The sequence below is a fragment of the Arthrobacter sp. NamB2 genome, assembly GCF_005281365.1.
Classification (GTDB): Bacteria; Actinomycetota; Actinomycetes; order Actinomycetales; family Micrococcaceae; genus Arthrobacter_D.
Genome location: NZ_SZWI01000006.1, coordinates 248,599 through 261,404, shown reverse-complemented (window position 1 = coordinate 261,404; position 12,806 = coordinate 248,599). Strand labels below are relative to the sequence as shown.

At 67.0% G+C, this 12,806-nt stretch carries 5 protein-coding genes; 1 reads left to right on the top strand and 4 read right to left on the bottom strand.

Going from position 1 to position 12,806, the window contains the following annotated elements:
* Positions 1–225: 225 nt before the first annotated feature.
* From glgB to FDK12_RS12295, 3 genes are read right to left on the bottom strand one after another with little or no spacing between them, the layout of a single operon-like run.
* A complete protein-coding gene (glgB, locus tag FDK12_RS12305) occupies positions 226–4,032 on the bottom strand; it encodes a 1,4-alpha-glucan branching protein GlgB (RefSeq protein ID WP_137369829.1) in 3,807 nt (1,268 codons plus the stop codon).
* Positions 4,032–5,798 carry a maltose alpha-D-glucosyltransferase gene (gene treS / locus FDK12_RS12300; RefSeq protein WP_137369828.1) on the bottom strand — a complete coding sequence of 589 codons (1,767 nt, stop codon included), beginning with the start codon at positions 5,796–5,798 and terminating at the stop codon, positions 4,032–4,034. The genes glgB and treS overlap by 1 nt, the downstream gene beginning before the upstream one ends.
* Positions 5,798–7,837 (bottom strand): alpha-1,4-glucan--maltose-1-phosphate maltosyltransferase, encoded by a 2,040-nt coding sequence (locus FDK12_RS12295; protein ID WP_137369827.1) that lies wholly within the window; start codon positions 7,835–7,837, stop codon positions 5,798–5,800. Before FDK12_RS12295 ends, treS begins: the two co-directional genes overlap by 1 nt.
* 134 nt (positions 7,838–7,971) lie before the next feature.
* Here FDK12_RS12295 and glgP point away from each other — a divergent pair, with 134 nt between their 5' ends.
* Complete coding sequence (gene glgP, locus FDK12_RS12290; protein ID WP_189636340.1) at positions 7,972–10,584, top strand: alpha-glucan family phosphorylase; 2,613 nt, start codon at positions 7,972–7,974, stop codon at positions 10,582–10,584.
* Between the two features lie 108 nt (positions 10,585–10,692).
* On the opposite strand, the gene glgX is transcribed toward glgP, so the two are convergent.
* Positions 10,693–12,798 carry a glycogen debranching protein GlgX gene (glgX, locus tag FDK12_RS12285; RefSeq protein WP_137369825.1) on the bottom strand — a complete coding sequence of 702 codons (2,106 nt, stop codon included), beginning with the start codon at positions 12,796–12,798 and terminating at the stop codon, positions 10,693–10,695.
* Between the last annotated feature and the right edge of the window lie 8 nt (positions 12,799–12,806).

The window sequence follows — 12,806 nt, the reverse complement described above, 5'->3', positions numbered from 1 at the left end:
AAGCTTACCCGCACTGTTTCCGTTTGTCCAAATCGGCCGGTTCCCACCTCCAGGCATTCGTTCCATTCCATGCGGATAGGAGGAAAGCCTGTGCTGTGTGGTTGTCGGCCGACTAGATAACTTCATCAGCGCGGGTACCTACAGTAGCACCGGTTCGGCCTGGATGTAAAACAGCGGCGGACTCCCCGTCCCAGGGAGTCCGCCGCTGCTGCTGACCGAGCTCCGTCAGGACGCTGCGGGCTTCAGATACAGCACCCCGAGCGGCGGTACACGGACGTCGCCATAGGCGGGCTGCCCGTTGTGGGCACCCTCGCGCGCCGTCACGAGCCCGAGGTTGCCGACCCCGGATCCACCGAACTCCTCGGAGTCGGTGTTGAGGACCTCGGTCCACTCGCCGGCCCAGGGCAGGCCGACCCGGAAGCCCTCGTGGGGACCACCGGCAAAATTGGCGATGCACACCAGTGGGTTGCCCTGGTGGTCCCAGCGGATGAAGGACAGCGTGTTGTGCTCGCCGTCGTTCTCGTCGATCCACTGGAACCCGGCCGGCTCGTTGTCACGGGCATACAGGGCCGGTGTCTCCCTGTAGATCGTGTTGAGCGAGCGGACCAGTTTCTGGACGCCCTGATGGGAAGGCGTTTCCGTCAGCCACCAATCGAGGCTGTGGTGCTCGGCCCACTCGGCCTCCTGCGCGAACTCCGAACCCATGAAGATCAGCTGCTTGCCGGGGTGCGCCCACTGGAAGGCGAGGTACGCACGGACGTTCGCCAGTTGCTGCCAGCGGTCTCCCGGCATCTTGCGCAGCAATGACCCCTTGCCGTGCACGACCTCGTCGTGGCTGATGGGAAGCATGAAGTTCTCCGTGTAGGCGTACACCATCGAGAACGTCGCCTTCCCGTGATGGTGCACCCGATTGATCGGGTCCTCGGAGATGTACTCCAGGGTGTCGTGCATCCAGCCCATGTTCCACTTGATGCCGAAGCCGAGCCCGCCGGCGCTCGTCGGGCGGGTGACGCCGTCGAACGCTGTCGATTCCTCGGCGACCATGACGATGCCCGGCGCACGCTTGTAAGCGGTCGCATTGACCTCCTGCAGGAAGGAGATCGCTTCGAGGTTCTCCTGGCCGCCGAACTTGTTCGGCCGCCACTGGCCCTCCTCCCGCGAGTAGTTCAGGTAGAGCATGGAAGCGACGGCGTCGACCCGCAGCCCGTCGATGTGGAACTCCTCGAGCCAGTACAGCGCGTTCGCGACGAGGAAGTTGCGGACCTCCCGGCGGCCGAAGTCGAAGATCAGGGTTCCCCAGTCGCGGTGCTCGCCGAGGAAGGGATCACCGTGCTCATAAAGGGTGCCGCCGTCGAACTTCGCCAGCGCCCAGGCGTCCTTCGGGAAGTGCGCGGGGACCCAGTCCATGATGACGCCGATTCCCGCCTGGTGGAGCCGGTCGACCAGGTACTTGAAGTCGTCGGGTGAGCCGAAGCGGGAGGTGGGCGCGAAGTAGGACGTGACCTGGTAACCCCACGAGCCGCCGAACGGGTGCTCGGCGACCGGCATCAGCTCCACGTGCGTGAAGCCCTGCCACGAGACGTATTCGACCAGCTGCTCGGCGAGTTCCCGATAGCTGAGTCCCTGTCGCCAGGACCCCAGATGCACCTCGTAGACGCTCATCGGGCCGTTGTGGGGGTCGGTGGCCGCGCGGACCTGCATCCACTCGTCGTCCTCGAAGACGTAGGTCGATTCGACGACCTTCGAGCCGGTGAGCGGCGGGATCTCGGTGCCGCGCGCCATCGGGTCGGCCTTCTCGCGCCACTGTCCGTCGCTGCCGAGGATGTGGAACTTGTAGCAGGTTCCCGGGCCGGCGCCCGGGATGAAGATCTCCCAGATGCCCGAACTGCCGAGTGCCCGCATCGCGTTGACGCTTCCATCCCAGCCATTGAAATCACCCATGACCTGGACGGACCGCGCATTGGGTGCCCACACCGCGAAGGAGACGCCTTCGATATCGCCCAGGACGGACGAGTAGTGGCGCACGTGGGCGCCGAGCGCGGTCCACAGTGTCTCGTGCCGGCCCTCGCCGATGAGGTACATGTCGATCTCGCCGAGCGTCGGAAGGAACCGATACGGGTCGTCGACGATCACCGGATCGCCGTCGTAGGTCACTTCGAGCCGGTAGTCGGGAACGTGGCCCGGGTTCTCGGCCGCGAGGGCGCCGACCCAGATACCGTTGTGTTCGTGCCGCAGTTCCGTGCGGCCGGTACCCGTGATGACGACGACGGAGCGGGCCAGTCGCCGCAGCGTCCGGACGGTCACGACGTCGCCGTCACCGAGGTGCGCACCCAGCACGGCGTGGGGCTGATGGTAGATCCCCTCGGAGACCTGCTGGAGGACGGACTCATCGACCGGAACCGGTGTGAGAGCCGGAGCCGACGAACCAGCAACCGGCGCCGTGTCCGCTCCGGACTCGGCGTCCCCTGCTGTGTCCGCCAGGACGGCGGTCACGCCCTTGGCCTTCCCGGCCACGGCCTTGGCCGCCCCGGTGACGGCCCGGGCCGCCTTGCCCGCGAGTGTCTGTTCGTCCGCGCCCTGATCCGGGCCGGAATTCTTCGAAGGTTCCATGTCAGCTGCTTTCGTAGCGTCCGCTCCGGGCTGTGCACCCAGTGCGCGTCGGACATCCCGGACAGGCATCTCGACCCAGTCCGGTCTGTTGCGTATCTCGTAAACGACTTCGTACAGGGCCTTGTCGAGCCACAGGGCGCGGAAGAGGGGGCCGGAGGTGTCGACCGGCGTACCGGCCTCCTCCGCGTAGCCGTCGAGGAACGCTGCACACGCCGCGTCGGACCACTGCTCGGTCACGGCCGCCTCGGGCGAGCCTACGGGAGCTGCCCCGCGGGAGGCCGCAGCGTACTCGAGCGACCGGACCATGCCGACGACGTCGCGCACGGGGACATCCGGGACGCTCCGTTCGGCTGTGGGACGCAGGGGTTCACCCTCGAAGTCGATGACGAGCCAGGTGCCGTCGGGCGCCTGGAGTACCTGACCGAGGTGAAGGTCGGCATGGATCCGCTGCAGCGCGGGGATGTCCTCGAGCGTCTCGATGTCCCGGACGATCCGCTGCACCTCTGCATCCAGGGGTCCGACGGCGTCGCCCGCTTCCTCCCACGCCCAGCGGATGCGGTGCGCCAGCGCGTCCCTGAACTCCCGCTCTTCCGCCGCGGTGGCCTTGCGGCTGCCGAACGCACTGTCGAGCTGGCGGTGGATCCTGGCCACCGCTCGCCCGAGGCCTCGGGCCTCCGCCGTGAAGTCCGTTCCGCTCACGGCGGCAGCCGACGCCGTGCGCCACGCGTCCGTACTTCCCTCGACGAAGTCGCGGAGCACGCTGACGTGCCCGGTCACGTGGTGGCCAGGCTCACCCTGGGCCTCCTGCCAGGTGCCGGTGACCCACCCGAAGGTTGCCGGGGTGTCCGTCGAGCCGCCGGCCGTGAGCCCGGCGCTGATCTGCACGTCCGGGCTCTCACCGGCCGCGAGGACCCTGAAGAACTTCACGATCATGGAACCCGGGCCGGTGCCGTAGACCACCGAGGTGTTGGACTGCTCGCCCTGCAGCACCTTGACGGGCTGGGCAGCGCCCGGCTCCTGGTGATCCGGCGCCGTGACGACCACGCCGGTCAACCGCCCGTCCGGAGTGGCTCCGCCCGTGAGGATGAAGTCCACCCAGAGCCGCACGAAGTCGGCGTCGTGCGTTGCGTCGTAGGCCCACCGTGTCCCGAGCTCGGGGTGCTCCACCTGCCCGATCAGGCCGGACGCGGCGTCGTCGAGCGGTTCGCTGCGGTAGCTGATCGGCACGCTGACGACGTCGGTCCGGCGTCCCGACTCGACCGCCAGGAAATGCACCTCGAAACCGGCGGTGCCCGAGGGGTCCTCCAGCACAGTGCCGCCGACGACCGTCAGGTCCACGGACCGACCCTTCGCTGGGAACCACCGCTGGGACGGGAGCCATTCGGTGAGGATCTCCGGGATGAAGGGGATGTGGGTCACCATTATCTGACTGCCTCCGGTACGGAGATGACGGGCATCGCCGAGGTGTGGGGGGATGAGGTGTTCGAGCTCGCGGAGCGGACGCGCAACCAGAAGAAGTCGTGGCTGCCGAGTGTCAGGGTGACTGCGCCGTCCTCCTCGAAGGCAGGGAAAATCGACCCGCCGAAGAGGTCCCGCAGGCCACGGCCGGCGAACTCCGGAAGGCGCATCCTCGCGGCAACGGGATGCTGCGAGAGGTTGAAGACACAGAGCACCGACTCGGCGGCCTCGCCCTCGGCGTTGCTCTCGTCGACCTCGCGGAGGAAGGCGAGGACGTGCTCGGACTCGACGGGGACGTTGCGGTACTCCCCCAGTCCGAACGCAGGATGCGCCTTGCGCACCGCGAGCATCTGTCGCACCCAGTGCAGCAGCGAGCTCGAGGTCGCCATCTGGGCTTCGACGTTCACGTGGTTGTAGTGATAGACCAGCGACTGCACGACCGGCAGGTACAGCTTGCCCGGGTCCACCGGCGAGAAGCCCGCATTGCGGTCCGGGTTCCACTGCATCGGGGTGCGCGACGCGTCACGGTCCTCGAGCCAGATGTTGTCACCCATGCCGATCTCGTCGCCGTAGTACAGGAACGGGCTTCCCGGCAGGGACAGCAGCAGTGCGTGGATCAGCTCGATCTCCGCCCGTGAGTTGTCCAGCAGCGGTGAGAGCCTACGGCGGATTCCGACGTTGGCCCGCATGCGGGGGTCGGGCGCGTACCAGCCGAGCATCGCCTCGCGCTCCTCGTTGGTCACCATCTCGAGCGTGAGCTCGTCGTGGTTCCTGAGGAAGGTACCCCACTGCGCACCGGCGGGGATGGCAGGGGTATCCTTCATCGTCTCGATGATGGGGGCTGCCTTCTGGTCCCGCAGCGCGTAGAAGAGGCGCGGCATGATCGGGAAGTGGAAGGCCATGTGGCATTCCGCGGCGTCCTCGTCGCCGAAGTACTCTACGACCTCGTCCGGCATCTGGTTCGCCTCGGCGATGATGACGCGACCCGGGTACTTCTCGTCCACCATGGCGCGGAGCCGCTTGAGGAACTCGTGCGTCTTGGGCAGGTTCTCGCAGTTGGTGCCCTCCTCCTCGAAGAGGTAGGGGATGGCATCCGCCCTGAAGCCGTCGATGCCCTGGTCCAGCCAGAACCTCACGACGTCGAAGATGGCTTCCTGCACCTTGGGGTTCTCGAAGTTGAGGTCCGGCTGGTGGCTGAAGAACCGGTGCCAGAAGAACTGGCGGCGCACCGGGTCGAACGTCCAGTTCGACTCCTCGGTGTCGACGAAAATGATGCGCGCGTCCTGGTACTTCTCGTCCGTGTCGCTCCAGACGTAGAAGTCGCCGTACGGGCCCTCGGGATCCCTGCGGGATTCCTGGAACCAGTGGTGCTGCTCCGAGGTGTGGTTCATGGGCAGGTCGATGATCACACGGACGCCGCGCGCATGCGCCTCGGCGACGAGACGCTTGAAATCGCTCAGTGAACCGAACTCGTCGAGGACGTCGTAGTAGTCCGAGATGTCGTAGCCGCCGTCGCGCAGCGGTGACTTGAAGAACGGCGGCAGCCAGAGGCAGTCGACACCGAGCCACTGGAGGTAGTCCAGCTTCTCGATCAGGCCGCTGAGGTCGCCGGACCCGTCCCCGTTGGCATCGGCGAACCCGCGGACGAGGGCCTCGTAGAAGACCGCCTTGCGGTACCAGTGGGGGTCATGGGCCAGTCCAGGTGCGTTGAGCTGGAAGGGATTGGGCACTAGTGCTGCCTCCTGATTGAAAGGATGTGAGCCGGCTCGACGTGGGGGTCCAGCCGGACGTAATTGTGCTCGCCCCAGGTGAAGGTCTGTCCTGTGATGAGGTCGTCCACGAGGAAGGTGCCATTCGCGTCGTAGTCGGCGGCATCGAGGCCCAGCTGTGCAAGGTCGAGCGAGACCGTGCTCTCCCTCGTACTGTGCGGATCCACGTTGACGACGACGATGAGAGTGTCCTTGCCCTCCGCCGTCTGCTTGTGCTTGGCGAAGACCACGGTGGCGGGGTCGGTGCTGCTGTGGATGCTGAGGTTCTCGAGGTCGCCGAGCGCCGGATGCGCCCTGCGGATCGCATTCAGCCTCGTGATGAAGGGGGACAGCGAGCGTCCCTCGGCCTCGGCTGCCGCGTAGTCCCGGGGACGGAACTGGAACTTCTCGTTGTCGATGTATTCCTCGGCACCCGGCCGGGCGACGTGCTCGAACAGCTCGTAGCCGGAGTACACGCCCCATAGTGGGCTCGCCATCGACGCCAGCACCGCTCGGATCTTGAACGCGGCCGGTCCGCCGTACTGGAGGTACTCGGTCAGGATGTCTGGCGTGTTCACGAAGAAGTTCGGCCGGAAGTAGGCCGGCGAGACCTTGCTGATCTCGGTGAAGTACTCCTCGAGCTCCGTCTTCGTGTTCCTCCAGGTGAAGTACGAGTACGACTGCTGGAACCCGGCACGACCGAGCGCGTGCATCATCGGCGGACGCGTGAAGGCCTCCGCGAGGAAGATGACGTCCGGGTGTTTCCGGTTGACCCGGCCGATGAGCCATTCCCAGAACTGCACGGGCTTGGTATGGGGATTGTCTACACGGAAGATCTTCACCCCGTGCTGCACCCACATCAGGACGATCCGGAGGACCTCCTTGGCAAGCCCCGACGGATCGTTGTCGAAGTTGATCGGGTAGATGTCCTGGTACTTCTTGGGCGGGTTCTCCGCATAGGCGATGGAACCGTCGACGCGCGTCGTGAACCACTCGGGGTGGCTCGTGACCCAGGGGTGATCCGGCGATGCCTGCAGCGCCAGGTCGAGGGCCACTTCCAGGTTCAGCTCGGAGGCGCGCGCGACGAAGGCGTCGAAATCCTCGAAGGTGCCGAGATCGGGGTGGATCGCGTCGTGTCCGCCGTCCTCCGAACCGATGGCCCAGGGCGACCCGGGATCACCGGGACCGGCGATCAGCGTGTTGTTGGGGCCCTTGCGGTGAGTGCGTCCGATCGGGTGGATGGGCGGCAGGTAGACGACGTCGAAGTTCATGGCCGCGATGGCGTCGAGCCTCTTGGTTGCTTCCCGGAAGGTGCCGGAGGTCCACTCCGCCGTCTCCGGGTCGTAGGTAGCGCCCTCGGATCGGGGGAAGAACTCGTACCAGGCGGCGCGGCCCGCCAGCTCACGCTCGACGTTGATGGGGTACGCCTGCGATGCAGTCACCAGTGTGCGGATGGGCTGGCGGGCGATCGCCTCGTGGATCTGTGGAGACAGTCCCGCAGCAAGCCGGGCGTCGACGCTCTGCGAGGTGTCAGCAAGGGCGGCTGCGGTGCGACGGAAGAGCGCCGCGTCCCGCGCCGATCGTTCTTCGGCTGCACGGCTGAAGAGAGCCGCGCCCTCCGCGAGCATGAGTTCGACGTCGACGCCGGCTGCGATCTTGATCGTCGCATCGTGTTCCCAGGTGCCGACGACGTCCGACCAACCCTCGATCGTGAAGGTGTGCAGGCCCTTAGTGCGGGGAGTCAGGGTTCCGGCCCAGCGGTCCAGGCCGGAACCGACGGGTGTCATGCGGACGCGCTGCACTTCCTTGCCCTTGGCGTCGTACAGCACGGCTGACACGCCCAGCTGGTCGTGACCCTCGCGGAACACGGTCGCTCCGACGGCGATGTCGGAGCCGGGAATCCCCTTGGCCGGGAAGCGACCGTCCTCTACTACGGGACTCACTGCCGTGATCGGGATGCGGCCGAAGCGAAGTCCTTCGGGATACTGGGCATTTCGGTTCTGCTCGGAAGTGGTCGTCACCCGTACGACGTTAGCGAGTAATGGGCCAGATTGCTAAGGGAGCTTTGCGTAACATCGCGGTCTCATTCGGGATGAGCAAGCGTTTACGCGGCGAGTCGTTCCCGCCGCATGGCAAGTGCGCTAGCGTAACCGGGGTGAAGGCTATCCGCAGATTTACCGTCAAGACCGTCCTCCCCGAGAACATCGCTCCGCTCGGCAAACTCGCGGGCAACCTGCGCTGGTCGTGGCATCTTCCGACCTCGCGCCTCTTCGAGGAGATCGACCCCATCGCCTGGGAGGAGAGCGGGCATGACCCGGTTGCGTTCCTCGGATCCGTCACTCGGGAGAAGCTCCAGCAGCTCGCCTCCGACGAGAGGCTGGTGCAGCGCATCCAGGAACTGGGCGCCGACCTCGAGAGCTACCTGGCGGAACCACGCTGGTACCAGGGCCTCGGCGACGATGCTCCCCGCAGCATCGCCTACTTCTCCCCCGAGTACGGAATCAGCGCCGTCCTCCCCCAGTACTCCGGCGGCCTCGGCATCCTGGCCGGCGACCACCTGAAGTCCGCCTCCGACCTCGGCGTTCCGCTGGTGGGCGTCGGATTGCTCTACCAGGCCGGCTATTTCAAACAGTCACTCTCGCGCGACGCCTGGCAGCAGGAGACCTATCCCGTCCTCGATCCCGACGGCCTCCCCCTCACCCTGCTCCGCGAGGAGGACGGCTCTGCCGCGAAGGTCGTCCTGCCGCTGCCGAACGGCCGGCAGCTCTCCGCGCACATCTGGCGTGCCGACGTCGGACGTGTCCCCCTCCTGCTCCTCGACTCCAACGTGGCCGAGAACGACGAAGCGGCCCGCAACGTCACCGACCGCCTGTACGGCGGCGGCGGGGACCAGCGCCTCCAGCAGGAGCTGCTCCTCGGCATGGGTGGAGTCAAGGCGCTCCGTATCTTCCAGCGCCTCACCGGCATGCCCGCACCCGAGGTGTTCCACACCAACGAGGGCCACGCCGGATTCCTCGGCATCGAGCGCATCCGCGAACTGATGGACCCTTCGAACGAATCCCCCATGAGCTGGGAAGAGGCCCTGACGGCCGGGCGCGCATCGACCGTGTTCACGACGCACACGCCCGTGCCCGCCGGGATCGACCGCTTCGACCGCTCGCAGATCGAGCACTTCTTCCATGCCGGGCTCGCACCCTCAGTACCCACGGATCGCGTCCTGGCGCTGGGTGCGGAGAACTACACGGACGGCGATCCGACGAAGTTCAACATGGCGGTCATGGGCCTGCGTCTCGCGCAGCGCGCCAACGGCGTGGCCAAGCTGCACGGCGAGGTGTCACGGGGCATGTTCTCGGGGCTCTGGCCGGGATTCGACACGCGGGAGGTTCCCATCACGTCCGTCACCAACGGCGTGCACGTCCCGAGCTGGGTGGATCCGGAGATCGCGGATTTCGCACTGGCGAACTTCGGTGCCGGTTCCATCCTCGATCCTCAGTGGAGCAAGGTCTACGACGTGCCCGACACGGACATCTGGGCCCTCCGCCGGAGCCTGCGCTCGAACCTGGTCGACGACGTACGCCAGCGCCTGCGCGCTTCCTGGAAGAAGCGCGGAGCTGCCGATGCAGAACTGACCTGGACCGACTCCGTGCTGGACCCGGACGTCCTCACGATCGGCTTCGCCCGTCGGGTACCGACCTACAAGCGCCTCACGCTCATGCTCCGGAACCCGGCCCGCCTCAAGGCGTTGCTCCTGCACCCGGATCACCCCATCCAGCTCGTGATCGCGGGCAAGTCGCACCCCGCCGACGAGCAGGGCAAGCGCATGATCCAGGATCTCGTCCGGTTCACGGACGACCCCGAGGTCAGGCACCGCATCGTGTTCCTGCCCAACTACGACATCGCCATGGCTCGCACGCTCTTCCCGGGCTGCGACGTCTGGCTGAACAATCCGCTGCGGCCGCTCGAGGCCTGTGGCACCTCGGGCATGAAGGCTGCCATCAATGGCGGCCTCAACCTCTCCGTCCTCGACGGCTGGTGGGACGAGATGTACGACGGCGACAACGGTTGGGCGATCCCCACGGCCAATAACGGGGCGTCAGCCGACGAGCGGGACGACATCGAGGCTGCTGCCCTCTACGACCTCCTCGAGACGCAGGTCGGGCCGCGCTTCTATTCGTTGCTCCCCGCCGAGGGAGCGGGAGCCGCAGGCCCTTCGGAGCCTTCCCGCGACGGCGTCCCGCACCAGTGGATCGCCATGATCAAGCACACCATGGCGACACTCGGCCCGGCCGTGTCGGCCGAGCGCATGCTGCAGGACTATGTCGAGAAGCTCTACCGTCCGGCCTGGCGCGCCGGCCAGGAGGCGGCCGCGGACCACTTCGCTGTCGCGAAGCGCACCGCTGCGTGGCGCTCACGCGTCCAGGGCAGCTGGCCCGCCGTGCAGGTGGAACATGTCGACTCGACGGGGGTCTCGGAGGATCCGCAGATCGGCGACTCGCTGACGGTCAGCGCGTATGTGTCGCTCGGTGGCCTGGACCCTGACGACGTCGCAGTGGAGGTGGCTTATGGCCGCGCGCTCGAGAGCGACGAATTGAGCGACGTCGAGGTGGAGGACCTCGACGTCGCCGAGAACCTCGGCAGCGGACGCTACCTGTTCACCGGCAGCATCCGGATCGACCATTCAGGTTCCTTCGGATACACCGTGAGGGTCCTGCCGAAGCATGCGACCCTCGCCACGAAGGCCGAGCTGGGACTCGTCGTCAACGCCTGACAGCCCTCCTGACCGTGTAGCCCCACCGGGGGTGCGACGACGAAGCCCGGGACCTCATGGTCCCGGGCTTCGTCGTTCCGGGAGCTACCCGGCCTGTCCTTGTCCGCCTCAGCAGCGGTAGACCCGCACGGAGTCGGCCGCCACCACATCGGCCTCGCCGGAGCGCAACCGGGGTGCGCTCGGCAGGGGCCCGTTCGCAGCGGAATCGAAGGTCTGGCTGAACCAGCGCGGTTGCTCGCCCTGGACGCCCTGTCCCTGCAGGATCCACGCGGACGGCAGGTGCACCCGCTCGTCCCGCAGCGATCCGTTGATCACGACGAGCCCGTTGATCGTGCCACCGGTCGATCCGAGGAGCAGCTGAACCGTCCTGGTGTGCGGGTCGTCCCATTCGTGGGCCGTCATCGGCAACCCCGCTGCGTTGAACCAGAGGAGCGTCGACTGATCGGCGCGCGATGGGAAGGTGCCGGGCTGCCCGGCGAGAAACTCCCTGCGGATGGACAGCAGAGTACGCGTCGCCTCCAGCATGCGACGCGACGCCGCGTCATCGGGCCAGTGCACCCAGGACAGTTCGTTGTCCTGGCAATAGGCGTTGTTGTTGCCGTGCTGGGTCCGCCCGAGCTCGTCACCGGCTGTGATCATGGGCGGCCCCAGCGAGATGAGCAGGGACGCCATGACGTTGCGGGCACTCCGCTCGCGGGCGGCAAGGATCGACTCGTCCTCGGTGCGGCCCTCTGCTCCGTGGTTGTAGCTCCGGTTGTCGCCGTGCCCGTCGCGGTTGCCCTCACCATTGGCCTCGTTGTGCTTCCGCTCGTACGCGGTGAGGTCGGCGAGCGTGAATCCGTCATGCGCTGTCACCAGGTTGACCGAGGCCAGGGCACTGCGACCCGACGCGGCGAACGACGCGGCGGAACCGGCGAGGCAGCTCGCGAGTCGTGCAGGCGAGGATCCCGTGCCACCTCGCGCGAGTGAACCGATGTCGCCGAGCCAGAAGTCGCGGACCGTATCGCGGAAGCCGTCGTTCCAGTCGGCCCACCCGACCGGGAAGCGCCCGGTCTGCCAGCCGTCCGGGCCGATGTCCCACGGCTCAGCGATGAGTTTCGTCCCGCGCAGCGCCTTGGACGCACCCGCCGCGACGAGGAAGGGATGCCGGGGCGTGAAGGCGTTCCGCTCGTCCCTGGCCAGGGTCACCGCGAGGTCGAAACGGAACCCGTCGATGTGGCACTCCTCGACCCAGTACCGCAGGGAGTCGAGCGCGAACTCGACGACGCGCGGCTGCGAGAAGTCGAGGCTGTTCCCGCAGCCAGTCGTGTCGACGTAGCGCCCGGTGTCATCGTGCCGGTAGTAGTCCAGATCCCCCAGCCCGCGCCAGCAAAGGGCAGGCCTGTTCTGGTCACCTTCTGCCGTGTGGTTGTAGACCACGTCGAGGATGACCTCGATACCTGCCTCGTGCAGCGCGCGGACCATGCCCTTGAACTCGTCGAGGACAGCCACAGGTCCGGCCGCGCGGGCGGCAGCCGTTGCGTAGTCGGTGTGCGCGGAGAAGAATCCGAGCGTGTTGTAGCCCCAGTAGTTGCTGAGCCCGAGGGGTTCCAGGTGCGGCTCGTCGATGTGGAAATGGATGGGCAGGAGCTCGACGGCGGTGATCCCCAGGTCCCGGAGGTACGCGATCATGGCCGGATGGGCGAGCCCGGCATACGTGCCCCGGAGCGGGGCCGGCACGTCGGGGTGGAGTCTCGTCAGTCCCTTGACGTGCGCTTCGTAGATGACGGTCTCCCGCCACGGCGTGCGGGGACGCTCGCTCGTCCCCCAGTCGAACTCATGCTCGAGGAAGACGGAGTAGTAGGCGATACCCGACGACTCGTCGGTTCCGGACTGCGTCTCGACGGTCTCCACCGCGCGCGCGTAGGGATCGAGGAGCAGCTGGGCCGCACCGACGTCGCCCGGGACCTCCCTGCCGGTCGGCCAGAAGGCGTAGAGCGCCCCCGCCGGAACAGGGCCGACGACGCCGTGGTGCACGCCGCCGTCGAGCCCGACCAGCGTCTCCGACGTCCACGACCCGTCCTCGCGCTGCCAGTGCACATCCATCGAGGGAATCGCGGGCGCCCAGACGGCGGCGTTCGCCTGCTCGTCCCGCCCCCAGGCGCTCCTGATTGCGTGGAGTCCGAGCGGGAACTCCCGGGAGACGAGGGACAGCGGCTGCGCGGACTGGGTCATGGTTCTGG